This window comes from Trinickia sp. EG282A (genome assembly GCF_040965455.1).
GTDB lineage: Bacteria > Pseudomonadota > Gammaproteobacteria > Burkholderiales > Burkholderiaceae > Trinickia > Trinickia symbiotica.
This window is the reverse complement of the sequence record NZ_JBFRCC010000001.1, coordinates 727,336-751,725: the sequence shown is the minus strand read 5'-3', so window position 1 is coordinate 751,725 and position 24,390 is coordinate 727,336. Positions and strand designations below refer to the sequence as shown.

The window sequence follows — 24,390 nt, the reverse complement described above, 5'->3', positions numbered from 1 at the left end:
CCCCGGGGCTCGCTCGACCTCCATCGGCGACCCGGGTCCGTGCCGGTCACTTCGCCAACACCGCCCCTGTCAGCCCTGCGTCGATCCCTGGCAGGAGCAAGGTGAGGAAGCGGCTGAATCGGACGAGCCCGTTGCCGTCCACGTACACGATGTCCTTCGGCCGTAAGGTGAACTGGTTCGCGAGTACCATGGCGACGGGCGAACGTGCATTCAGGTGATAGACCTGCGGCTTTCCGCCGAGAGAACCCCGAATGACGAATATCTGAGCCGCATCGGCGCTTGCGGGATTGATGCTGCCTGCTTGCGAAATCGCTTCACTCAGCGTGAGCTCGCCGTTGATCGTCGGCACGGCCGTCGTCGGCTTATTGACTTCTCCGAGCACGTACGCTCCGTTGTCGGAGCGCGTCGATACGCGCAGCAAGTCACCCTTTTTCAGCATGATGTCGGCCGGGTTCTGCCCGCGCGCGATCATTCCGACCAGATCGAGCGGATACGACACGCCATTGCGCACGAGCTTCACTTGGCTTTCGTCCGCATTGGCTGTGAACCCCCCAGCGCGGTTGATCGCTTCATACACGGTCATGGGTACATCGTTGATGGGCACGGCACCTGGCGTGCGCACCTCCCCGTCCACGTAGACTTGATTGGAGCGGTAAGACTCGACGCGCACAGTCACCTGCGGATTCACGTAGCGACCCGGCATCGAAAGCAGTTGTCGCAGGCGCTGCTGGACTTGCTGCACAGTCAGCCCGGCCACGTGAAAGGAGCCAACGTAGGGGAATTGCAGATCGCCGGTTTCGTCGATGACGAATCCTTGGCCGGGATCGGACGGCCGCGTGGTGGTCTGCTGCTGCGCGCCCATTGCTGCCGCGAGCTCCGGGTGGTCCCAGACGGTGATCTGTAGCACGTCGCCCGGGCCCAGCAGATAGGGATGCGCAGGCGCAACGAGCGAGCGGATCTGATCGGACTCACCGTTCTTCGTTCCCGAGTTCAATTCCTTGATCAGATCGACGGTGATGTCTTCGATCGTCACGGGAAGATTGACCGGCGGCGTTTGCGCAGTGCCACTCGATACGAGCACCGTCGGGTTGTCCGTCATCCTCATGCCGGGCGCGACGCCGCATGCGGAAAGCAGCGCAGCGCATCCAATGCCAGCCATCGTCAAACGCTTCATAGGTTCTTCTCCACAGCCAGTCAGTCATACCGGTATCGCCGCATCGCGACAACCTTCCTGAAAATCATCCGGGGCCGGCCGTCCGTGCCGGCCATTCGTCGAGCACGGGCTCAATAGGCGTTCGGATGCACGAAGCCCTTTGCGATCGTCGCCACGATGATGCGAATGTCGAGCGCGAATGACCAATTGCGCAGGTAATAAAGGTCGTGCTCGACACGGCGCTGCATCTTCTCGACGCGATCGGTTTCACCACGCAGGCCGTTAATTTGCGCCCAGCCAGTAATCCCCGGCTTCATCCTGTAGCGATGGATGTAACCGTTGACGATCCGTCCATAGAAGTCATCGTGCTCGAGCGCATGCGGACGCGGTCCCACAACCGACATTTCCCCGCGCAGGACATTGATGAATTGCGGCAGCTCGTCAAGGCTCGTGCGACGCAAGAACGCACCAAGCTTCGTGATGCGGGAATCTTTGCGTGTGGCCTGACGCAGTTGGCCAGGCGCCTCCGTATGCACACGCATCGTGCGGAACTTGTAAATAGTGAATACGTGTCCGTCCGCGCCCTTGCGTCGTTGCTTGAACAAGACCGGCCCCGGCGACGAAAGCTTGACGCCGATCGAGATCACGAGCAGAAGCGGCGCGAGCGCGAGCAACGCCAAAGCGGCGAACATACGGTCGAACGCTTCCTTTTGCATGCGCGCGCCGGGCGAGAGCGGCGATGCGACGAGGTTGATCGCCGGCACCCCGATCAGATCGACCATCCCTCCGTTGAACACTTCGAGACTGCGCACGTCGGGAAATAGTCGAATATTCAGAAGATCGTCACGGAACTCGTTGAGACATTTGAGGATCATCGATTCGTCCGACAGCGGTAACGCTATCCACAGCTCGCGCACATCTGTCGCGCGCACGTGGCCGGCGAATCGCGCAAAATCATCGAACTCAGCGAGGCCCGCGCAGACAGCAGCGGAAATGCCGCCGCCGCGCGCATCGAACACCGATACGGCTCGAAAGCCGCTCCCCGTCGAGGCCTCGATCTTGCGAATGATCTGCTCGCTGTGCTCACCGCCGCCCACGACGGCGACCGACCGCAGATTGAGCCCGGCATGCCGCACTCGGGCGAGCGCGGCACCCGCCGCCAGACGCGAAGCGATCATCGCGCTGCCCGTCAGCGTGCTCCAATCAAAGAACCACAGGCGGGAAATCGCACCGCTCGCATGCAATGAGAACATCAGCATGAGGCCCGACGCCTGGACCACCAGCCAAGCCAAGGCGACGCGGCTCGCAAGCCCCGTCAAGGAACGCCCACGCCATGACTGATAGACGCCGAACACCGGGAACATGGCTAATGCCCCAGCCTCGGCGAAGGCCACGAACCCCGCATGGTTCGGATTGGCAGCGAGCGCATCCAGGCGTATCAGTGAGGCTATCTGCGCACCAGCGAACACCAGTACGACGTCGAGAATTCGCGCAAGCGATCCCGGAATGGCCATAACCCATCTCCAACATCCACAGTGGACCAGGCGAGAGCACGCCTGCCGCGGCTCGTGCTCCTGCCAGCGAACGACTACGCTTGATTTGCCGAGTCAGGCTCTTCCGTAGCTGTCATCAAAGCGCACGATGTCGTCTTCGCCGAGATAAGCGCCCGATTGAACCTCGATGATCTCTAGAGGAAACTTTCCGGGGTTTTCGACACGATGGATGACGCCGACCGGGATGAACGTCGATTCGTTCTCGCTGACGAGGAATTGCTCGCTGCCGCGCGTCACGAGTGCCGTCCCTCGAACGACCACCCAGTGTTCAGCGCGATGATGATGCCGCTGCAACGACAGCCTGCATCCAGGCTCGATCACGATGCGCTTGACCTGGAAGCGCTCCCCTCGATCGAGCGAGTCGTAGTAGCCCCATGGCCGCTGGACCTTGCGATGATGATCGGCCTCAGGAGCCGCCTGCGCCTTGATGCGCTCCACAAGGGCTTTCACGGCTTGCACGTGGGCACGGTCCGCGACGAGCACCGCATCATCGGTCTCCACCACGACGATGTTCGTCACGCCCACGCACGCAACGAGCCGTCCTTGCGAATGCGCAAAGGTCGACTTCGCGCCCTCGAAAATGACACGGCCTTTCGAGACATTTCCATCGGCGTCTTTATCCAGCGCGTCCCAGACCGCGTCCCACGAACCGAGGTCAGACCAGCCCGCATCGAGCGGCACGGCCACGGCCGGCGCGAGCGCCTCGTCTCCGGCCAGATGCTCCATCACTGCGAAGTCGATCGAGTCCGAAGGCGCTTCGGCAAATCGCTGATCATCGGGATGGAAGAACACGCCCTCTCGCGTACCGGACTCGACCGCCGCCATGCACGCGTCGTACATGCGCGGCTGCAGCGCTTGAACCATATCGAGCCAGACGGTCGCAAGAACGACGAATATGCCGCAATTCCACCAATAGGCGCCCGATTGAACGTATTCGAGGGCGAACTCTGGACGCGGCTTTTCGACGAAGCGCTCAATGGCGAAAGCGCCGTCGCCGACGGGCGCTCCGACGCGCATATAGCCGAAGGCGGTATCCGGCCGCGCAGGCGGCACGCCGAGCGCGACCACCGCACCGCGCTGCGCATGACTCGTTGCAATAGCCAGCGAGCGCTCGAACGCGTGCTGGTCAACAATGGCATGATCGGCCGGCATCGCCATCAGGATCGCGTCGTCACCCTGGGCGGCGACCACTGCCGCGGCCAACGTCAGTGCCGGCGCCGTATTGCGACGCACCGGCTCTACGATGAAAGACGCCTCGATGCCGCATGCTCGCATTTGCGCGGCAGTAGCAAAGCGTTGATCGGCGCCACAGACGACAATGGGTTCGGTCGCCGCGTGCGTTGCGGCGAGCCGCTGCGTTCGCCGAACCGTTGCTTGCAGCAACGTATCGTCGCCGAGCAGGTCAATCAGTTGCTTGGGATATTGCTCTCGTGAAAGCGGCCACAAGCGAGTCCCTATCCCTCCAGCCAGAATGACCGGGGCCAGCGGAAACGCAAAGGGCATCGCAATGCGGCCGCTCGTCGAGCCGGCCAGCAGCCCCACGTTTTCAAGACGGTCATCTGGCGCGTGGTCATTGTGCAAACCCCGTTGGCTGCCATACGTGGCGATGTCCGTTATCCCCTGCTTCATAGTGGCCCTCGTTTGTGGTTCGATTGTCTAAGTTGTGCCGCCCGTCCCCGACGGGCGCTTCTCCGAGCGGTTGCGATACTCGGCGACCCCGGTGTCTGCCTGACAATCTGCAGAATGTGTGCCAACCCTCAGGCGATGCGTCCGGAAAACAAGCGTGAAAGCCGCGATCGCGGCTTAGAGATTGGCGAGTTCTGTCGACCCCGCTCGCAATTGAATCTCGAGCGTGATTTATTTTTTTCTCGAACGTGTCGACTCGTTACGTAACGACCTCGTAACGCCATGTGTCACGCTCGGAAAAGAAGAGTCCTGTTGCCTTCACCGAATCTCGCCGCGCACGCAGAACAGGCGTTCGGGGAGGCAAACGTTGTCCATGGCGGGCAGCCATCGCACGGCCTATCTTGGCGCCATAAATTTCGGGCGAACGCTAAAGACAGTGGAGGTAGCTGTACCCGCATAGGCGTCGGCCGCCATTTTTTTGCCGTGCCTTGCAAGGCGTCATGCGGGGCGGCATAGTTCGCCGAAACCGGTCTTCGGAGTCGATTCTCCGACAGGGTGACGGGGCTGCCTTTATCTTAAAAAATGTTAATGGGGGTCTGCGTGAAAGTCGCATTAATCACAGGCGTGACGGGTCAGGACGGCGCTTATCTGGCCGAATTCCTGCTTAACTACGGCTATACGGTACATGGCATCAAGCGCCGTACATCACTTTTCAATACCGATAGAATCGACCACCTTTACGAGGATCCACACGAGCCCAATCCCCGCTTTTTATTGCATCACGGGGACCTGACCGATTCCTCGAGTCTGATCCGCATCATTCAGCACGTCCAACCCGACGAGATTTACAACCTGGCCGCTCAGAGCCACGTGGCTGTCTCGTTTGAAGAACCGGAATACACGGCAAACTCTGACGCACTCGGCACGCTCCGCATTCTCGAAGCTATCCGCATCCTCGGGCTCGAGAAGAAGACACGGTTCTATCAGGCGTCGACCTCCGAGCTGTACGGTCTTGTCCAGGAAATACCCCAGAACGAGACGACGCCCTTTTATCCCAGGTCTCCGTATGCCGTCGCAAAGCTATACGCATACTGGATCACGGTGAACTACCGTGAGGCGTATGGCATCTATGCCTGCAATGGCATCCTCTTCAACCACGAATCGCCGCTTCGGGGCGAAACGTTCGTCACAAGAAAGATCACCCGGTCGCTTGCGCGGATCAAGCTCGGGTTACAAAAATGTCTTTACATCGGCAATCTCGACGCCAAGCGCGATTGGGGCCACGCGCGCGACTACGTCGAAATGCAGTGGCTCATGCTCCAGCAGGACGAGCCCGAAGACTTCGTCATTGCGACCGGCGTCCAGCACAGCGTGCGTGACTTCATCAACGCAGCCGCGAGAGAGCTCGACATGCCCATCGCCTGGCGCGGCAGCGGCATCCACGAGAGAGGCTACGACACGAACGGGAACGTGATCGTCTCCGTCGATCCACGATATTTCAGGCCGACGGAAGTCCAGAGCCTGCTGGGCGACGCCACGAAGGCCCGCGTACGGCTCGGATGGGCGCCGCGCACCAAATTCGCCGATCTCGTCGCCGAGATGGTTCGCGAAGACTTACGCAGTGCCGAGCGTGACGAGCTCGTGCGGGAGCACGGCTATGAAACGTTCGCGTTCAACGAATGACTTGCGAAGAGGCCACCCATGAATCAATCGATCGACAGAGACGCGCCGATCTATGTCGCCGGGAACCGAGGTATGGTGGGCTCGGCAATCGTCAGGCGTCTGCATACGCTCGGCTACTCGAACATCGTGACGCGTGATCGCGCTTCGCTCGACCTGCTCGATCAGCAAGCCGTTCGGCGCTTCTTTCGCGAGGAGCGGCCCGCCTGCGTCTTCCTTGCCGCGGCCAAGGTCGGCGGAATCTACGCCAATAGCACCTACCCGGCCGATTTCATCTACAACAACTTGTTGATCGAGACGAACGTCATTCATGCAGCGAAGGAAGCCGGCGTCGACAAGCTGATCTTTCTGGGTTCGTCGTGCATCTATCCGCGCGATTGTCCGCAGCCGATACGCGAGGAGTATCTGCTCACAGGGCCGCTGGAAAAGACGAACGAACCTTACGCCATCGCCAAGATCGCCGGAATCAAGCTGTGCGAAGCATACAACCGTCAGTACGGAACGCATTACATCAGCCTCATGCCGACGAATCTTTACGGCCCGAACGACAACTACGACCTGCAGACGAGCCATGTGCTGCCCGCTCTGCTGCGCAAGGCACATGAGGCCAAGCTTCGCGGCGACTCCAGGATCGTGGTATGGGGCACCGGGACGCCGCACCGCGAGTTTCTCTTTGTCGACGATATGGCGGACGCAAGCGTCTTTTTGATGGAGTCCGGCGTGACGGAAGGCATCTTCAACATTGGAGTTGGAGAAGATGTCACGATCCGCGACTTGGCCGAGCTCATCATGCATACGGTGGGTTTCAAAGGCGACATCGTCTTCGATGCCAGCAAACCTGATGGTACGCCGCGCAAACTGCTTTGCGTCGAGCGGATGCGTGCACTCGGCTGGCGTGCCAATACCTCTCTCTCGGAAGGAATCCGCAAGACTTACGAAAGCTACCTCGATGCTTGCAGCGTCCGAGCCGTCGCTACGGCCGAACATGCAACGGCATGAAAGCAGCTCGCAGGTCGCGGAACATCGTCTGGAGCGCAACGCGCTGTACGGTCCCCTGCGTCGAGCAATACGTCAATAAACATGGCTTCGTATGCGCGTCTTATTCGTCGTCTGCAATCTTGTCGATTACCAGATACCGCGATATCGTGCCATGGCTCAGCTTGCGGCGCGGCGCGCACACGATGTTTCGCTTGTGGAGATTTTTGGGCGTTCGAGATCAAACGCTTATCCGCAGCCCGCTCGCGCCAAATTCTTTGCCGAAGGTCGCGTGAATGTGGTCACGCTTTTCAAGAATCAGGCTCACGGCGACGAGCATTGGCTATCGATCATCGGGCGACTACGTGAAGTCCTCCGCGCGCGAAGCCCCGATCTCGTCGTTACACTTGGGTACCAGACGAGCTACTCGATCTATCTTTGCGCCATAAAAATAATCACACAGCGCTTCAAGCTCGTCTATATGTCCGATTCGAAGGCCGACGACGGCAAGCGCCGGTGGCTCAAGGAGCGATTGAAGAAGCTACTCGTATCCCGCTTTGACGGAGCCTTGGTTGCGGGAGAAAAGCATCGCGTCTATGCGCGCTCGCTCGGCATTCCCTTCGCTCGCTCACGCATCGGCTTCGATGTCATCGACGTCGATTATTTTCGCGAGGCTGCGCAGCGAGCCAAAGCGGATGCTGTGTACGAGCGCACCCGTTTCGGTTTGCCCGAACGCTACGCAATCTGTGTGAGCCGCTTTGTCCAGCGCAAGAATGTGTTGCTCGTTGTCGAGGCGTTCGCGCGATCGCCTCTCCCGCACCGCGGCATTTCTCTATTGCTCGTAGGCGAAGGCCCGCTGGAGCAGGCAGTTCGAGATCGGATCAACGCGTTGGATTTGCATGAGCGAGTCCTCATCATCTCGAAGATGCCCAACCAGGACATGCCGACGCTGTACGCCCTTGCCGATTTCATCATTCTGGCCAGCACGTTCGACCAATGGGGTCTCTGCATACATGAAGCCATGGCGACAGGGTGTCCGGCGATCGTGACGTCGACCTGCGGATGTGCCCATGAACTCGTGCACGACGGCGTAAACGGCTTCATCGTGAGGCCAGGCGACGTCGAGGAACTTACCCAGAGGATGTCCCTGCTCACCGAAGATCATGGCCTGCGTCGAAACTTCTCGCTCAATGCCGTCAAGGCGGTTGAAGAGTGGACGCCTTCCCTTTTCGCCGAGAATGTCCTCGCTCTTGCCGATGCGGTGGGGGCGGCGCCATGACGGTTCGCGCGCTCGTCATCGAGCCCAATTTTTCAGGCCATCGCTGGCGATATGTCGAGTGGACGCTGGAAACGCTCCTCGAAGCCGGATATGAATGCACCTTGTCGACCGATGTGCGCAACTTCGAGCATCCGCTCATCCAGTCGTACCGGAGCGGTCGATCCGCAATCTCGTTGTCGTGGCTCGAGGGCGACCCTGCACCATCGACAGCGCTACGCGCGCTCCTGGCTCGCGTAAAGGACGAATTCGCCTTTCACGCATTGTTCGCATCGGCCTATCGCTCTGTCGTCGAGACCCAGCCGGTCGACCTGGTCGTGGTTCCATACGGAGATTACATCCTGAAGGGGGTGGCTCTCCTCGGTTCTCCTTTTTCCACGACGCCCTGGGTTTGCATCACGATGCGGCAGTCCTTTCATCTACAGCAGATGGGCGTCAAGGTGCCTCGTCGGCGGTACATCGACTTCGTCAACAAGCAGCTGTTCGTCCGTGCGCTACGCAATGGGAACCTCAGGACAGTGCTCTCGATCGACCCTACGCTCGCCCGCTGGCACGCGTCCTCGCCGTACGCCGCACTCCGGACCCGCGTCGACTACTTGCCCGATCCGTTCCCCGAAGTGAGCGCCGTCGAAAGGGCGAAAGCCAAAACGCGCCTAGGAATCGACGCCCAACGAACGATTCTCGTCTACGGCGCCATATCCGAACGGAAGGGAGTCATAGAACTGCTCAACGCATGTCTGGCGTTAGACGCTCATCCCCTCGTCATCATTGCGGGCGAACAGGATGACACTGTCCGCGCCTATCTCCGCTCGTTCAGATCCGCGCTTGATGGCCGTATCAGGGTATTCGACCACTTCATATCGGCGCAAATGGAAACGGACCTCTTCTCGGCCTGCGATGTCGTTTGGGTCGGATACAAGGAGCACTACGGCATGAGTGGTGTCCTCGTTCAAGCGCACCGCTTCCGAAGAATCGTGATCGCGACATCCGCGGGGTTGATCGGCTGGTTTGCAAAGCACGATCAAATGGGCCCCCTCCTTCCCAACCTGCTGCCGTCGACGATCGGCGCGGCGATCAAAAGCGCGATCTATCACTGCGAATGGAACATCCCATTCCGCTCCATCGAGGACGACACGCGAATGCTTGCCCAAAACACGCTCCACTGCTTCAAACAAGCGCTCGCCGCCGCAATCAGTACGGACCGCACGTCTGCGGATGCCAACCGCCCCGACGCGAGCCGCCCGGTGCGAAAGGCCATAGACGCTCATCTCGCGCCGATTGACACGAGGCATCGATGATGAGCTTGCGCATCCTGCACGTCGTCGCCACCGTGAATCCCGCGAGCGGTGGGCCAATCGAAGGGATCCTTCAAATGGCGCGGGGACACAAGCGTAACGGCGATACGGTCGAAATCGTCTCGCTCGACTGCCCGAGCGATCGCTCCGTCAAAACTTGCGAGGTCCCCTGCCATGCAGTGGGGCCCTCGTTGGGCAAATATCGCTACACGCCCAAACTCGTGTCTTGGCTCAAGGACAACGCATCGAGGTTCAATGCGGTCATCGTCAACGGTATATGGAACTATGCGTCGCTAGGCGCGTGGCGCGCACTGCATGGCTCGTCGACCCCCTATTTCGTCTTCACCCACGGGATGCTCGACCCCTACTTTCGCAGACGATATCCGCTCAAGCACCTGAAGAAATGTCTGTACTGGCCATGGGCCGAATATCGAGTGCTGCGCGACGCAAATGCAGTGTTCTTCACCTGCGAGGAGGAAATGCGGTTGGCTCGCCAGTCGTTCTGGCCATATGACTGCAAACCGGTCGTCGTCAACTACGGCACGGCGGGTGCCTCCGGGGACGCCGTACAACAGCGCGAAGCATTCTTCTCGAAGTTTTCGCATCTTCGCGGCAAGCGCAATCTCCTCTTTCTCGGGCGCGTTCACGAAAAGAAGGGAATTGACCTCACACTTAACGGGCTCGCGCAATGTATGACCGACGCGTCCATTGCGCAGACTGAAGATATCCGTCTGGTCATCGCAGGCCCCGACGACAGCGCATACGCATCGACAATCAAGGATCTCGGCAAGCGTTTGGGCCTCGAAAGTCGAATCACGTGGACGGGCATGCTGAGCGGCGATTTGAAGTGGGGAGCTTTTCATGCGTCCGACGCCTTCGTGCTGAACTCCCACCAGGAGAACTTTGGCATCGCCGTCGTCGAAGCGCTATCGGCAGGCCTGCCCACGTTGATCACCAGGAGGGTCAATATCTGGCGGGAAATCGAGCAGGCGCAGGCGGGGTTCGTCGACGAGGACGACGAACCGGGGACGACCGGGTTGCTGCGTCGATGGCTGCAAACGTCGCATGACGAACGACTGGCCATGCGCTCGCGCGCGCGCGAATGCTTCAACACGCGGTTTCACATATCGGCAACATTGCGATCGCTGCAGGATGCATTTGCAACCTATGGCGTTTATCGCTAGCGACGCTTGCGCCTTGGCGAGTGCGTCGCCTTCATGTGCCGCGCAACCGGGCGGAAGCTGTGTCCAAGAGCCGAGTCCGGCCATTGCCGGCGCCCCACCGGGACGCCTGGGAGGATAGATGATCGAACAACCCCAAGCGAATCCATCGAGGCAAGTCGACGCCTTGATCGGATCCAGAACTGGCTTCGACGGAGCGACGTTCACGCTGGGCAATCGCTCGAAGCGTGCCGCGTGGCAAATTTTCCGGCTGCTGTTCTTCAGATTCTCGCCTACCCCCTTCCACCGATACCGATTGTGGATCCTGATCTTATGGGGTGCGCGAGCATCCCTTCGCTCGCGGGCCCATGTGTATCCGGATGCAAAAATATGGGCGCCCTGGAACCTGGAGCTCCACGAATACGCAACCATCGGGCCGGGCGTCAATTGCTACAACATCGGCAAGGTGACAGTCGGCAGGCGCGCAATTGTCTCCCAAGGCGCTTACCTCTGCACGGCGAGCCACGACTATGAAGACTCAGCGTTCCCCTTATACGCGCGACCCATAACCCTGAACGCAGATTCATGGATATGTACCGAAGCCTTCGTCGGTCCGGGGGTTACGGTACATGAAGGCGCCATTCTCGGCGCACGCGCAGTGGCGATGAAGGACCTCGATGCGTGGAAAGTATTTGCCGGCAATCCGGCGGCATGCTTGAAGCAGAGGCGGCGAACGCCGCCGCCGTGAGGTTGTGCGTGACAGCGGCGAGCGGCGCTTCGAGTCCTCGTATCCGCACCTCACCGCTTGCAAAGTCATTTTCGCGGCGCCGGACAGTGAAGCGAACGTCTATGAACGGTGGCCGCATCGCAAATCAAATTGTAGGAGCGTGACTATGAGCGGGATCTCGGTGCTTATTCTGACCAAGAATGAGGAAAAGGACCTTCCAGGGTGCCTCGAGAGCGTCATCACCTGGTGCGACGATATTCACGTCTATGATTCGTTCAGCACCGACGGCACAGTCGAAATCGCGCGACTGCTGGGCGCGCGCGTCACATCGAGGCAGTTCGACAACTGGGCCAGTCATCAAAATTGGGGGCTCGCGAACATCAATTTCAAGCATGATTGGGTGCTCTACATCGATGCGGATGAACGGGTCACCGCGGACCTTGCAACGGAAGCGATCGCTACCATCGCGGAGCCACAGGATCATGTCGCCTTCGAGATCAGGCGCAGGGACTTCTACAAGGACAGGTGGCTGAAGCACGTTCAAGCGTCGCCCTACTATGTTCGACTTTTCAAGCCGGCGTATGTCCGCTACGAAAGGGTCGTGAATCCCGTTACGATTGTGAACGGGAAGACCGGTCGGCTGAACGCGTACCTCGATCATCAGCCTTTCAGCAAAGGCATCGCGCACTGGATCTCGAGGCACAACTCATACAGCTCGCTGGAGGCCGATCAATTCCTGATCAACGCTGCCTCGGCCGAAAGGTTCGAGTTATCCAAAGCGCTGCTCGCGCGCAACTTCCAGGTCCGCCGTTATCATCAAAAAGGGTTGTTTTCCAAATTTCCATTGCGACCATTGGTCAAGTTCTTGCTGCTTTATGTGGTCCGCGGCGGCTTTCTGGACGGCAAGCCCGGCTTCTCGTACGCGCTGCTGCAGTCGATATACGAATACCTTATCGTCCTGAAGGTCGAGGAGCGACTCAAGCTGAGGGAAGAGCGCGCGGTAATGCCGGACGATTCGCGAAGTGCGATGCCTAGTGATGCGAAAACTTGAGAACGGGTGGCGTCATTGCAGCGGCCAGGCACCGCCTCGCTCCAAGAACGCTGATGGAGACCATTGGGTCGGAGGCCGGCGTCGTCGTTATCCGCCATATTTCCGCTTCTTGTTGCATGCTCGCGAACGAGTCAGCATATTCTCTGGTGCGGATACGCGAAGACGATTGATCGCGAGCGGTAGCGAAACGTTTGAGTAACACGACGATGACAAGCGCATACGATCAGCAGGTGCTGCCAAGGCAATCCCTCAGAATCATGGCGGCTCTTTCGGCACCGAGCGCCTACTCGCCTGCCGTCGATCGCCTGGCACCCCCCTCCATATTCCACGAGCCATGGTGGCTCGACCTCGCAACCGGCGGGCGCTGGGCCATGGCGAGAGTCATGCACGGGAATCAAGTGCTCGGAGAAATGCCCTATTACCTCGCTCGCAGGGGAGTGTGGCGCGTTTCCCCACTGCCACCGCTCACGCGCACGCTTGGGCCGGTCATCAGGCCCATGGGTCTGGATGCGGCGCACGAACTGCGGCATCGCCTGCGCGTCACCTCGCAACTCATCGAACAGCTGCCCGCTGTCGATTGCTTCTTTCAGGTGTTCGATTGTCACGTTCAGGACGCGGTTGCTTTCGCCCTGCACGGCTTCACAGTCTCGGCGCGCTATACCTTTCAGGTGGGTGCTCCTTCCGCGGCAACGGACGTATGGGACAGAATGCACAGCAAGACGCGGAACGCGATTCGTAATGCAAGTCGGACATTGAAGGTGCAGCCGTTCGACGCGCCAAGTCAATTCCTCCGCTTTTACGAGTCCAACCTTGCATCACGATCGCGCACCAACGCCTATGGTCGTGACGCCATGAGCGCCCTCTTGCATGCCACCCTGGAGCGTCGTGCGGGGCGTCTCATCGGGGCGTACGATAGCGGAGGCCTGGTTGGTGCGATCGGGCTTGTCTGGGATAGGCACACCATGTACTACCTCCTCTCGTCGCGCGCCGAGCGGGCCCATAGTGGCGCAATAAGCCTCTTGCTCTGGACCGCGATACAGGATGCCATCGAACGCAAGCTCACTTTCGATTTCGATGGGTTCGCTGGCGTGTCCGGTTTCAATTTCCTGAGCGGCTTCGGTGGAACACTCAGACAAAGACTGGGCGTCGAACGCCTGAGCACGGGCTACGCGCTCGCCCAAACCCTCAAGCGCAGAATCGTGGATGGCCCGCGGCCCGTATTCATGCCTAACCTGTGATCGTCAACTCAATATCGTTGATTTCTCGCTGCCTGCGGGGGAGACAGATGGGGGCGTGGCCGGCGTCGACACACCGGCGAGCGACTCCGCGAGCTCAATTGCGTTAGTCGCGAAGAGCGCCGGCATCCAGCGGCGAATTGACGATTTGGCGTTCTCGGAGAACCGTCGACGCAACGTAGCATCCGTCGCCAATCGCTCGATGCGATCCGCCAATGCGGTCGCATCACCAGGCTCGATGACAAAGCCGTTTACGCCGTCCAGGACGAGTTCGTCAGCCACGCCGCATGTCCCCGTGACGATCGCGGGCCTGCCCGCCGCGAAAGACTCATTGATGCAAAGTCCCCACTGGTCGTACGCACTCGCGAGCACGACGAACTCGGCGAGCGCATAGATAGCCGGCATATCCGGATTCGCCACGGAGTTCACGATACTGACGTGATCTGTCAACTGCCGCCGGCCAATCTCGTCACGTACCTCACTCTCGCAGGGCCCTTGTCCGACGAGCACGAGGGAATAGCCGTCCTCGTATATCCCCGACCGATGGAATGCGTCGATCAAGACATCGATGTTCTTGCGCTTCACGAATCGACTGACACACAGGACGTAGCGCTCGGGTAGCGCGAAGCGTTGTCGAACTTCCGCCGCATTTGCCAGCGCCGCATGCGACGCCCGGGAAAAATAGTCGACATCGATGACATCGAATCCGATCCTCGAGCGCGTCAGCGGAATGCCGAGCGATCTTGCGTAGGCCCGGTGCTTCTCGCCGGCGACCAATGCACCATCGAACGTGGAAACGATGATCCGCTTCAAACGTTCCTTGATCGCGTATCGCGTGCCGTCATCGGATTTCGAGTCCGACATATAGATGAGTGCGAAGCGCCGCCTCAGCAACCTCAGCAGCCAAAGAATGACGGAATAGCTCGTGTTGTACCCGAGCGTCACGACGACGTCGGGCTCGAATCGTTGGACGGCCGCAAGCAAGCCGGCGCCGACGCGGTACCAATGCCCGTCGTCCTCATCGGCATCTTCAATCAGCGTGACGACATTGGACGGCTTGGCGCCAAAAAACGCCGCACGGCGCGCTTGCGGAAAGCGGTACGGCCCGGATCGTCCGAATACTTCGACGAGCGCGACCTCGTGCCCGCGAGCGATCGCCAGCTCGGCAAGCGCTTCATATCGTGGCACGTGATAATCACCGAGATTGCCGATCACGAAGAGCAGACGCATTGAATCATCGATCCTTGAAGTAAAGGGGTGAAACGTTTTGGGCATCGTTTGGATGCCGGCACCTGCTGCAAGGTTCAATCATATCGGGGCTTGCCGTCCCGCCTCCCTTATCGCGCCAGAAGCCGGGATCTTCGAGATGACGAGGCGCGCGACTTTGTCGATTGGACCTTGCACCACCACGCTCGAAAGCCGCGCGCATCCATATGACAGGGCGATAGTGACGGCCACGACGAGCGGATATCGAATCAGGGCCTCGACTTCGCTATGGGCTGCAAGGGGCCCGTGCACGCTGAAAAGCCTCATGCTCGCAAATATAAAAACAAAGTGCGAGATATAGATGCCATAACTTTCCCGTCCGATCGCCAAGAGCGGGCGAGCAACTAACCAATTCACGCGACATCCGGACAGAATGGCGACCATGCCGGCGGCTCCGACCGCTGACGAAACGGGGGCTAACACCGGGAATTGCCCGCGACCTGTCGCGAGCACCAGCGTTGTCATCAGCCCGCCCACCATGACCGCGAATGCGACGGCGCTTGCAGTTGGGCCGAGGGGGTCGCGGCGCACGACTGTGCGGCGCGCGGCAAACCAAAGGCAAATACCCACGACGAAACACGGAATTTGCGTTGCCGGGCTAAAGTAGAGATACGAATCATCAGCGATAGACGCAAGCCCGCCGTCCGACGCCCAGAAAATCGCCATCAAGCAGGCACCGGTAATGCCGACCGCCACCATGCCCATCCGAAGCGGCGAACGGATAAAGAAGAAGAGGAGCGGCGCGGCTGCGTAGAACACCATCTCATCGCCAATCGACCAGCCACCCGGCACGACGCCGTTTGCGGCGCTCGGAACGAACGCGTGTACAAAGACGATGTTGGCCAAAACATCGGCTATGTCGTGCTTTGCCAGCACAATGGTGTTGGCGTGGAGCTTTGACCTCCCGAGCCAATCGACGCAGGCGTATAGCGCAATCGCACTATAGTATAGCGGGGCGGTTCGAAAATACCGTTTGACATAAAACCGCAGCGTCACCTCTCGAGTGGTGTAATGTTTCCTGACATCGGCATCGAGCGTCATGAAGATCGTGACCGCACTAATGACGAAGAAAAGTTGCACGCCGAATTGACCCATTTGCGCGAGCGCCAGCGCCCATCCCGGCAACGATGGAAAGCAGTGGCTCACGTGTACCGCTATGACGCCTGTGATCGCAAACGCCCTTCCGATATCGAGTGCGGGCTGTCTATTTTCCATTCCGTATCTTCCTCGTCATACGGGACGCGGGCCGACCGCCACCAAGCCGGTTGACACAAATATGAAGCGTCAGTCAGCGGCCGGCAACTCTGACGATGAAAATGACGTATAGGAGCTATAACACCTTAGCCAGATCGTCGGCGGCTCTCCGTCGCTCGCCCGGCAGCGCTCGCACATCAAATAGCGATAGAAAAAAAGAACGCCGCGTCGGTTCAAGTTCACTGCCGGTCCCGCATCCGAATCCGGGGCTGCATGGCCGAAATCGCCTATCACGATCCAGGAACGGCAGGCGACATTCATCCCGAAGCGCAAACTTTCACGGCTATGTTGTACGAAAATCGGCCAGAGCAGAGAATTTCGAATGTTGGCAAACCTCCAACCACACGAACAAATCTGCTGAGAAACAGCGGCTTTCATCTCTTTGTTGCAGGCGTGCATGCACGTATACATTGTCTGTCTAAAAGCGCGGGAGATAGCATGCACCCTACGCAGCAGCCCAATCGCCCAATCGTTGCGCTAACCAGCATTCGATTCTTTGCGGCCCTCACCGTGGCCATTGGCCACTACACTCAGATGGGGCTGCTCGGCCTCCCTGCCGCAATCGAGGACGGCGGCAGACCAGCCGTCTCGCTCTTCTTCGTGCTGTCCGGGTTCGTTCTTGCGTACAACTATCACGGGTCCATCGGGCGGACGGGCGTATCGCGGTTCTACCTTGCGCGCTTTGCGCGGATATACCCTGTCATGCTGCTTTCGCTGGGCTTGGCTGCATCAGTGACGGTTTACATGCTCGGACAGCACGATACCGAGCTGCTATACGGTTGGTATGCCATCAAAAGCCATCCCGGGATCAGCCTGACACTCAGCCTTGTCGCGCAGCTACTCCTTTTAACTGCTTGGCTTCCGATAGCACGCATGAACCAACCATGGAACGGGCCTGCCTGGAGCATTTCATGTGAAGCGTTCTACTACGCGATGTTTCCGTGGTTGCTGCTGAAACTTTTAAAAATGCCAAACAGGTCGATAGCTCTCGCTTGCCTGGCGGCATGGTGTCTCGAGGGGGTGTGGATTTTCTTCGCATTAAATTATCTCCCGACAGAGCGAAGTGGATTTGTCGTATCTCAATTCCCGATCAGCCACCTGGCGGAGTTTTTTATGGGCGCTGGGGCAGCACTCTGGTTCGTCCGTGCCAGAGCTAAGGGATACTCAAGGCATCGGCTCGGCGTCGTGCTCGTATGCTTGGCCCTGATCGCGTTTCCGTGCATTGCCGCCTACCACGCTCCGGCCCTCATATTCTTCCTGGAAACGCCGCTCTTCGTAGCGCTCATTCTGGGTTTGGCGCTGCTCGAGCGCCCTGTGCTCGGATTGCTGAATCGACGTCCGCTCGTACTGCTTGGTGAGGCGAGCTTTTCCTTATATCTCATTCACGTTCCGCTGGCACATTGGGCGTATATTGCCGGCTTCACGAGAGATGACGGATGGATTGCGCTAGTCATCGCCGTTGCGTTGAGCACTGTCATTTTCGTGTCTTTCGAAAAGCCAATGCGCCGACGAATCCTGCAGGGCGCGCGGCCGGCCGAATTCGAGCCCATCGGCCTGCGCGGTAGCGCGATACGCCTACCGCCCAATACCAGGCCGGTTGAGGATATTTAAACCCCGATCGAGGGTCACGCCTGTGCAGCGGATTTCTTGCCCGGCACGCGCAGTCCCTCCGCAGGGAACCACATAGGGAGCCGATTCGATGGCAACACTTCCGTGCGACCCCCCGTTTGCCGCACACCCCATTACGCGCCGCAATCGGAGCGCAAGCTTTTGGATTGGCCTGTTCATCTTTCCGATGGCGATGGACTACAAGGGCGCCGTCGACAACGCGAGTCACTTCACGCAGATCCTGCTCGCAGCGCCGACGCTGTTCGCGGGTGCGGTGTTGATGCTCATCGGGCCGCGCTTTGCCGGTCGCTCGCGCCTGCGCACGCTCGTATCGCTCGCGCTCATGCTGGCAGTGCCCGCAAGCCTCATCTCTCAATGGGTCAACGGCAACGATTTCGACCAATACCTGCGCGTGTTGCTGCCGTTCCTCCTCTTCCAACTTGGCTTCGTCGCGGCATGTCGCCCCTGGCGGGAGGCGCAGATCTATCAGTTTGAAAGGGCCATCTTCTGGGCCAACGTCATTAGTCTCGCCTTCACGTTTTTTCATGGCATGGCAACGGGCGGCCCGCTCGCGGACGTGCGCTACCACATCGTTTCCGTGACCTTCCTCGGCCTGCAGGGCATGTTGCTGCACGAATTCGTCGTCGCGAAGCGCTTTACGACACTGACACTCGGGGTGTTCTGCGCCAGCGTCTTCATCGAACTCCTGAGCGTCACGCGCAGCCTCCTCATCGGCACTGCCCTGCTTTTCGTGATGGCAGTCTGGATGAGCGCGCCGTCATCGCGCCACCTCGTGCGCGCGCTGCTGCGTGCGGCGTTCGTCTCGGTCGTGCTGGGCGGCATGGCGTTCGGCGCCATATCGGCGTTCCCCAACGTGGCGCAGCACTGGACACAGCGGATCCACGCCAAGGACAGCACGGCGACCGGGAAGGACCCGACGACGATCTCGCGTCTTGCCGAAATAAAGTACCAATACGACGAAGTGACGGCGTCTACGACTTCGTTGCTCATCGGCAAAGGATACGGCCACGAGTACGGCTACTCGCCCGATTACTTGCCGGATCTGCTGGGCGTAGTGACCAAGAAGGACTTTTATGCCGAGCGCGCAGGAGCTGCGGGACACAACTTCTGGGTCTACCAGTTCTACGCGGGCGGACTGCTGTTCGGCATCGCAATGCCATTCGCCCTCGTCTACGCGCTCTTGCACGCCACGTTCACCTATCGCCGGTGGCGCAGCGCCATGCCGAACGCCCCTTACCTGTCCGTGCTCGGGCGCGCCATCCTGCTCACCGCTGCTTTGCCGGCGGTCTCGATCGGCGGCAATCCGCTTGGTCCGCGCTTCTCTGGTCTCATCTTCGGCCTTTCGCTCGGCCTGATGGTCGCCATGCATGTGCAACTGCGCCGGTTCGGCGCGCGGCCAGGACTGCCAGCGCGGCCGTAAGTCTCCACCTGAGAACGGCCTGCCCCCGCCGTTGATGCAGCTTTCGTCGCGTCGGGTGAACAGGTCCTGAACAGGCTCCAGACCAGGCGCATTCGGCCCACGCGTGACCCACTATGGAAGTCGCGAAGACCCAAGTTGCGGCTTTAGCCACCTTCAGCAAACACCGCATACCTCGAGATGCGGCAGAACCATCCTCGTGCCGCTTTGCTGCGATTCCCATTACGGAGGATTCTGAACATGGCAGAGAACGCTGTGGAAGACTATGGCTGGGCCACCGAGCGAGGGCCGGAGTCGTGCGGCTATATTGCGCCCCGCATCTTGGAGTTATTGGGAAGCTTGCAGGTGCACCGTGTTTTGGACATCGGTGCCGGAAACGGCGCGCTATGTGCTGCGTTGGCCGCGGCAGGGTATGAGGTGGCTGGGGTCGAGTACGACCCGAAGGGCGTCCAGTTGGCCAAGAGCGCCTACCCCAATATCCCGTTTTACCATTTCGGCGTGCAGGACGACCCCGCGCGTCTGCTGGCACATGAGCGTGCCTTCGATGCAATCGTATCCACGGAAGTCGTGGAGCATCTATTTTCACCGCACCTGCTGCCCGCCTATGCCAGCCGGTGTCTCAACAACAACGGCTATTTGATCGTGTCCACGCCTTACCACGGGTACCTGAAAAACCTTGCCCTTTCGGCCTTCAACCGATGGGATGCGCACCATACCCCTCTCTGGCACGGCGGACACATCAAGTTTTGGAGCCGTGCGACACTGACTGCGCTGTTATCTGCAAACGGCTTTCGAGTTGTCGGATTTTCTGGCGTTGGTCGCTTTCCGTACCTCTGGAAAAGCATGGTTCTCGTTGCGAGGAAGCTCTAGCTGGATCGTCGCAGTGTTCGATCTTTCGCAATGACAACACGCCTCGGCGTCACGCGAACGAGCTGACGAGTCGAGCGAGCGCGGGCGTAAATCAACCAGCTCGCCATTCTCTCGGGTAAACCCGCTTCCCCCATTTATAGACGGGATTTCGCTGCCGGGCGATTCGCCGGACACGTATCGCTTCGCACACGAAGGCGAGCCAGTCGTCAAAGGTTTGCCGAGACGACTACACCTTCCGATCACGCCGGGACCACGGCCACGCCTCGGGAGCGGCCCGACGGAAGGCGTTCGCCTTGCCAACCAATATTCACGTCACTTTGCACCCCCGCCAGTCTAATGCCGCTGGTCAGCGTAGGAAAGCACCGACATCGCGGTTGCGATCGCTACAAGATCTTCGGCAACCCCCGATATAAACGAATATCCCCCACTGCCGCGTAGGAAATCACCGACGCCGGCGCCAGCAATTACTACAAAATCCTCGGCGATTCTCGCCATTAAGTAATCCTTCGCGCATGCCGAACCGGAAATCTCCGACATCAGGTTTATCAACCAGCTACACATCGTTCGTCGACTGCTGAAATTGGCGAATACCTTCCCCTGCAAGGTAGGAAAGACCTGACATTGCCGTTATCGACCACTACGGAATCTACCGGCGCCCCCTGATATTGCGGAAATGTGATCTGGGTAACACTAACTCAAACGAACAGCGCTGCTTCATCGCTTGATACTAGATGCCAGCAAGGCAACTAAACATCATAAACGAAGCAATCCGCGAGATTCCTCGTCTTATCAGCCATTTTAGTGGCAATGGAATCCTTTTGTCTTTGATTATCCATTACCTGAAAGGTCATTAAATGAAAGCCTCTTTCCTCTCCGCCTCACGTTCGACGCCCGCTATTTCGATCCCCGCACCGAAGCGTCTGGTCGCAGCGCTGTACGGCATGGCGATACTGGGTTTGCCCGCTGCCCACGCGGCCGTGCCGACCAACTCCATCATCTGTTCAGCGCCAGCAGCGACCGCAGGCGGCGCCGCCAACGGCTTGATCTCGGCCGACACCGTGACCACGGACGGCATGCGCATGTTTGCCCAAGGCAGTTCATTCAGCCTGTCGTTTGTGACGGCCGCGCCGGCCGCGGATAACGTGGTGTGGTCGGTTCAGGATTATTTGGGGAACATCCGAGGCAGCGGCTCGTTCGCCGTAGCGAGCGGCACGCAAACCTACAAGCTCTCATGCAAGTCTTCGGCGCCTGGCTATTTCGCCGTGACCGCGACACTGAGTCGGACCGGTGGGACGCTGCCGGAAGCCGGTACCCGCCCAACAGGGATCGCAACGTTCGGCATCCTGCCCAACGTGTCCGCCGTTCTTCCCGCCCCCGTCTTCGCGCATCCGGATCAGCATCGCTTCGGTATGCAGGGGTTCAACGATAACGCTGCGGCGCTCTCGGCACTTGGCATTTCGCAGACAATCGACGATCGCCAGCTCTCGAACATGGAGCCTAGCGGCCCCAACACGTGGACGCCGTCATTGTCCGATCTCGATCCTTTTTACACGAACGGCAAGGTGATGCGCCTGATCCGGCTCGACGGCATTCCAGCCTGGGCCAGCCCGACCGGCGCCTTCCAGGATGACACGAACGCCCCGACGGACCTGGGCTACTACCAGAACTACATGGCGCGTGTCGGCCAAGACTCGGCGGCCATCCGGCAGACCTACTTCCCGAATCAACAGAACAACTACTATCAGGTGACCTGGGAGCCGCAGTGGGCCGATTCGCCGGCGAACTTCGTCGCCATGTATAAGGCCGTCTACAACGGCTTGCACTCGACGGACCCGAACGCGGTCGTCATGGGCACGACGAATCCCTTTATTGCCAATTGCCAGGGGGCATGCACGGGCGGCGTTCTGCAGACTTACGCGGCCCTGGGGCTCGGCCAGTACATCGACGGCATCGCGACGCACGGCTACTACAACGCGGGCACCTACGCCGCGCATCCGCCCGAGTTGTACGACACCAACCCCGACCCCGCTTGGGTCGCCAATTCGCTCGACAAGCAGATGCAGGCGCTGCGCTCGACCATGCAAGGCATCAAGCCCAATATGAAGCTCTGGTCCACCGAGCTTGGCATCAGCTACGACCCGGGCGTCACCTACGGTCCGAACTCCCCGTCGGCGAATCAACTCTTCGCTCAAGCGGCCGTCGCGGCGCGCGCCCACCTGATCATTCTCGGCGAAGGCGCACAGGTGACCTACTTCTTCTACGGAGCGGATTACCCGGGCGATTGCGGTTACGGCTCGTTCTTCGACCTCTCGCACGCTCAAGGCCAGTTCGGTGCAACCAACCTGAGCCCCAAGCCCGAGGCCATGGCGTTCGCCGCCATGACGCGCATCATCGACGGCACCCAAACGCTCGGGCGATTGAACGGCCTGCCCTCGATGGTGTATGGCTACGCCTTCCAGCGCTTGGGCGGCGGTAAGGTCATCACGGCCTTGTGGACCCACAACAACGCCGCTTGGCCGACTTCGACGGGCGCCTATAGCCCCACGTACAGCAAGCGCTACGCGCTCACCGTCGATGCGCCGGGAACCAGTGGCTACGTCGAAGTGTTCGACATGATGGGCAATCCGACCAAGGTTGCCTACACGAACGGTGTGGCGCAACTGACGCTGACGGAGACGCCGCAATATGTCGTATCCACGAACGCCAGTGTCATTCAGGCCAATGTCACCGCGCCGCTCGGCTATACCGGACAGTAATATCCCGCGGCCCGGCGGCAACGTCGGGCCCTCTTTGAGACCTTCTAGGCGCCGCGTCCGCGGCGCCTTTTTGTTTTGCAGGGGCTATCCCCTCAATCGAATTTTGGCTGAAAATTCTGGATGAATACCTACAATTTCGCCATCTGCACCGTCGAGACGGTGATCGAAAGTCCGATTTCGCGAGGCTGCAATACGTGAAATCGGATTCCGGTGCCCTCTCTACAGTCAGGCGGCATCACTACGACATTAATGCCCCCTGATTCACTTCAAGCTCGGCAAACACACTGAGCGCCATTTATCGTCAACGTCGCATTAGCCTGCTTGTCACACGCCTGTGCGCGTCTATACTTCACTCGTTCAATCGCGGTTTATCGGTTCGTGCCAAGCGTGCTTTACGGCCATTGTCCGAGGGGCCTACGATGAAGGTGAAGCTTGTTACCAGGGCCGGTAGAAGAACACCGATTTATGCCATCGTTGGCTTTGTCGCGCTCGCGGGAAGCGCGGCCTTCGCATGGTTCGGCCACACCTCGCCCAAGCCATATGATATCGAGCCCCCCGAACGCGTTGTCATCGCAAATATCGAGTACACGGGTTCCTGCCCCGTTGTCGTCGCGCAAGCCAAGGGATACTTCAAGAGCGAGGGCGTCGAGGCCACTGTGCGGCTTTACTTGAGCGGGAAGGCAGCGCTCGATGCGCTGCTCAGCGGAAAGGTCGACCTGGCCATATCGGGCGACCTGCCGGTCGTGCTCGCCGTGATGAACGGTCAACCGTTATCCGTGGTCGCGACCGTTGCCCGGGCGGAGAACGATATCGGCGTGGTGGGCAGAGTCGACAAGGGGATCACCACGCCGGCCAGTCTCAAAGGCAAGCGAATCGGCGTCACGCTCGGGACCGGTAGCCACTTTGTCCTTGACGTCTTTCTCGCCAGACACCATCTGACGCTGGGCGATGTCACTCTGCGCGATCTCACGCCAGCGGCGCTGTCTGGCGCGCTCGCCCGGGACGAAATCGATGCCGCATCGGCTTGGGAACCGATCCTTGGCGCATTGCGAAGTCAGTTGGGCGCCGATGGCATGACCTTCCTCGCAGGCGACATCTACAGCACAACGCTCAATCTGACAGGCATGCACGCCTATGTTGCCGGACATCAAATAGTCCTCCAAAAAGTCGTGCGCGCCCTGATTTCCGGAGCCCGCCTCTGCCGGAATCAACCGGACGAGGCTCGCGCGCTGGTCCGCGCTGCTTTCAATGTCGGCGCGGCCGAGCTGACTGCGACGTGGCCCGACTATCGGTTTCGCGTGACGCTCGATCAAAGCCTACTGCTGGGACTCGAGGACGACACACGGTGGGCGATCAGGGACGCGCTGACTCGACGCACGGACATGCCCAACTACCTCGACTACGTCGATCTGCATGCGCTGGAGGCGGTGGCGCCCGCAGCGGTGACTCTCATTCATTGATGGCGCG

The 24,390-nt window shown here is 59.7% G+C and carries 19 protein-coding genes; 13 read left to right on the top strand and 6 right to left on the bottom strand.

Features of this window, described 5'->3' with window-relative positions; translation table 11 throughout:
- Positions 1–46 precede the first annotated feature (46 nt).
- From AB4Y31_RS03415 to AB4Y31_RS03405, 3 genes are all read right to left on the bottom strand, one after another.
- Positions 47–1,174 (bottom strand): polysaccharide biosynthesis/export family protein, encoded by a 1,128-nt coding sequence (locus AB4Y31_RS03415; protein WP_368672713.1) that lies wholly within the window; start codon positions 1,172–1,174, stop codon positions 47–49.
- A gap of 110 nt (positions 1,175–1,284) precedes the next feature.
- The gene (locus AB4Y31_RS03410; protein WP_368672712.1) at positions 1,285–2,667 is read right to left on the bottom strand and encodes an undecaprenyl-phosphate glucose phosphotransferase; all 1,383 of its coding nucleotides are present in this window, start codon (positions 2,665–2,667) and stop codon (positions 1,285–1,287) included.
- 93 nt (positions 2,668–2,760) lie between these two features.
- Positions 2,761–4,209 (bottom strand): mannose-1-phosphate guanylyltransferase/mannose-6-phosphate isomerase, encoded by a 1,449-nt coding sequence (locus AB4Y31_RS03405; RefSeq protein ID WP_368673440.1) that lies wholly within the window; start codon positions 4,207–4,209, stop codon positions 2,761–2,763.
- A gap of 711 nt (positions 4,210–4,920) precedes the next feature.
- Here AB4Y31_RS03405 and gmd point away from each other — a divergent pair.
- From gmd to AB4Y31_RS03365, 8 genes are all read left to right on the top strand, one after another.
- Positions 4,921–6,015 carry a GDP-mannose 4,6-dehydratase gene (gene gmd / locus AB4Y31_RS03400; protein WP_368672711.1) on the top strand — a complete coding sequence of 365 codons (1,095 nt, stop codon included), beginning with the start codon at positions 4,921–4,923 and terminating at the stop codon, positions 6,013–6,015.
- Between the two features lie 18 nt (positions 6,016–6,033).
- A complete protein-coding gene (locus AB4Y31_RS03395; protein ID WP_368672710.1) occupies positions 6,034–7,011 on the top strand; it encodes a GDP-L-fucose synthase family protein in 978 nt (325 codons plus the stop codon).
- A gap of 91 nt (positions 7,012–7,102) precedes the next feature.
- Entirely contained in the window at positions 7,103–8,266 is a 1,164-nt protein-coding gene (locus AB4Y31_RS03390; protein ID WP_368672709.1) for a glycosyltransferase, read from the top strand.
- A complete protein-coding gene (locus AB4Y31_RS03385; RefSeq protein ID WP_368672708.1) occupies positions 8,263–9,561 on the top strand; it encodes a group 1 glycosyl transferase in 1,299 nt (432 codons plus the stop codon). Before AB4Y31_RS03390 ends, AB4Y31_RS03385 begins: the two co-directional genes overlap by 4 nt.
- On the top strand, positions 9,558–10,742 hold the full coding sequence (locus AB4Y31_RS03380; protein ID WP_368672707.1) for a glycosyltransferase: 1,185 nt from the start codon (positions 9,558–9,560) through the stop codon (positions 10,740–10,742). Before AB4Y31_RS03385 ends, AB4Y31_RS03380 begins: the two co-directional genes overlap by 4 nt.
- Before the next feature lie 118 nt (positions 10,743–10,860).
- Positions 10,861–11,466, top strand: a complete 606-nt coding sequence (locus tag AB4Y31_RS03375; RefSeq protein ID WP_368672706.1) for a putative colanic acid biosynthesis acetyltransferase — start codon at positions 10,861–10,863, stop codon at positions 11,464–11,466.
- 145 nt (positions 11,467–11,611) lie between these two features.
- Entirely contained in the window at positions 11,612–12,496 is an 885-nt protein-coding gene (locus AB4Y31_RS03370) for a glycosyltransferase family 2 protein (protein WP_368672705.1), read from the top strand.
- A gap of 206 nt (positions 12,497–12,702) precedes the next feature.
- Positions 12,703–13,734 carry a GNAT family N-acetyltransferase gene (locus AB4Y31_RS03365; protein ID WP_368672704.1) on the top strand — a complete coding sequence of 344 codons (1,032 nt, stop codon included), beginning with the start codon at positions 12,703–12,705 and terminating at the stop codon, positions 13,732–13,734.
- Between the two features lie 3 nt (positions 13,735–13,737).
- Here the strand turns inward: AB4Y31_RS03365 and AB4Y31_RS03360 are convergent, their stop codons facing one another.
- Together AB4Y31_RS03360 and AB4Y31_RS03355 are read right to left on the bottom strand one after the other, a co-directional pair.
- On the bottom strand, positions 13,738–14,961 hold the full coding sequence (locus tag AB4Y31_RS03360) for a glycosyltransferase family 4 protein (RefSeq protein WP_368672703.1): 1,224 nt from the start codon (positions 14,959–14,961) through the stop codon (positions 13,738–13,740).
- Between the two features lie 78 nt (positions 14,962–15,039).
- Positions 15,040–16,212: an acyltransferase family protein gene (locus tag AB4Y31_RS03355; protein WP_368672702.1), complete on the bottom strand. Its 1,173-nt coding sequence runs from the start codon at positions 16,210–16,212 to the stop codon at positions 15,040–15,042.
- A 252-nt stretch (positions 16,213–16,464) separates the two neighbouring features.
- Here AB4Y31_RS03355 and AB4Y31_RS03350 point away from each other — a divergent pair, with 252 nt between their 5' ends.
- The 3 genes from AB4Y31_RS03350 to AB4Y31_RS03340 all read left to right on the top strand — a co-directional run bounded on the left by AB4Y31_RS03350 (position 16,465) and on the right by AB4Y31_RS03340 (position 20,167).
- Complete coding sequence (locus AB4Y31_RS03350) at positions 16,465–17,862, top strand: acyltransferase family protein (RefSeq protein WP_368672701.1); 1,398 nt, start codon at positions 16,465–16,467, stop codon at positions 17,860–17,862.
- Between the two features lie 88 nt (positions 17,863–17,950).
- Complete coding sequence (locus tag AB4Y31_RS03345) at positions 17,951–19,300, top strand: hypothetical protein (protein WP_368672700.1); 1,350 nt, start codon at positions 17,951–17,953, stop codon at positions 19,298–19,300.
- A gap of 237 nt (positions 19,301–19,537) precedes the next feature.
- Complete coding sequence (locus tag AB4Y31_RS03340; RefSeq protein ID WP_368672699.1) at positions 19,538–20,167, top strand: class I SAM-dependent methyltransferase; 630 nt, start codon at positions 19,538–19,540, stop codon at positions 20,165–20,167.
- A 333-nt stretch (positions 20,168–20,500) separates the two neighbouring features.
- On the opposite strand, the gene AB4Y31_RS03335 is transcribed toward AB4Y31_RS03340, so the two are convergent.
- Positions 20,501–20,704 carry a hypothetical protein gene (locus tag AB4Y31_RS03335; protein ID WP_368672698.1) on the bottom strand — a complete coding sequence of 68 codons (204 nt, stop codon included), beginning with the start codon at positions 20,702–20,704 and terminating at the stop codon, positions 20,501–20,503.
- 317 nt (positions 20,705–21,021) lie between these two features.
- Between AB4Y31_RS03335 and AB4Y31_RS03330 the strand changes: the two genes are divergently transcribed.
- Positions 21,022–22,923, top strand: a complete 1,902-nt coding sequence (locus tag AB4Y31_RS03330) for a hypothetical protein (RefSeq protein ID WP_368672697.1) — start codon at positions 21,022–21,024, stop codon at positions 22,921–22,923.
- Between the two features lie 419 nt (positions 22,924–23,342).
- Complete coding sequence (locus AB4Y31_RS03325; RefSeq protein ID WP_368672696.1) at positions 23,343–24,383, top strand: ABC transporter substrate-binding protein; 1,041 nt, start codon at positions 23,343–23,345, stop codon at positions 24,381–24,383.
- The last annotated feature ends 7 nt before the right edge of the window (positions 24,384–24,390 follow it).